Origin of the sequence: Aeromonas sp. QDB18 (assembly GCF_027705325.1) — a bacterium.
Classification (GTDB): domain Bacteria; phylum Pseudomonadota; class Gammaproteobacteria; order Enterobacterales; family Aeromonadaceae; genus Aeromonas; species Aeromonas caviae.
On record NZ_JAPDBQ010000339.1, the window covers coordinates 1 to 764 of the forward strand.

1 pseudogene is annotated in these 764 nt (G+C 56.7%); it reads right to left on the reverse strand.

The window, feature by feature from the left end:
- Nucleotides 1-764 (reverse strand): annotated as a pseudogene (locus OKC30_RS21250) (IS1634-like element ISAs25 family transposase); the annotation flags it as partial.

The following is a 764-nucleotide window of genomic DNA, read 5'->3' on the forward strand; positions in this document are numbered from 1 at the left end:
TGTGGTCATTGGTCGCCAGGATGAACACCCCGGTCTGGTTGCGGGCCTCTTCAACGCAAGCCAGGCTAGTTGCCGCCAACCCAGTGATTTGAAACTGATGGCCAATTGGCTCTTCGCCACGCTTGGGTCTGCCACGTCCTGTATAAACGGGTTCACCTACCACTTCGGCATCCAGTTGCAGCAGCATCAAGCTGGCGGTAAAACAGCTCAACTCAGCTTGGGCATCCGCCTCACAAGCAAAGCGTCGGGCACACAATTTGGCGAAGGCTTTGAGCTCGCGGGTACTGTCTTTGAGCAGGTTTTTGGCCAATGTCTGCTGCTCGCGGTGGCTGGCTTGTTCGCTGCGCACCAGCAACCAACGTTGCGCGACCCCGGCATAATTCGCGTGTTGCCAACGGCCATGATAGCCATTGCCCAGAGCGGTCAGCGGTTGTGCACCTATGGTTGCCACGGCCTGCTTTGCCTCATTGAGAGTGACGGGCACCCGGGTCACAAATAGTTGCTGCTGTTGCGCCAGTAATTGCAAGGTATCGGCGCAGTACAGTGCGGCATCGCCGACCAGATAACGGCACTCCTGCGCGGCCTTGAGACTGCTCAAATGGCGACGAACGGTCTGGGCAAAGGCTTTGGTGTCATTACTATTGCCGCTCAGGGCCTGCATATAGACAGGTAGGCCGGCCTGATTTTCACAGATGAGCTCAAGGATCACTTGATTCAGCTCTGGCCGGTGATCACGACTATAACCACGCACCAGTTGCAGCTTA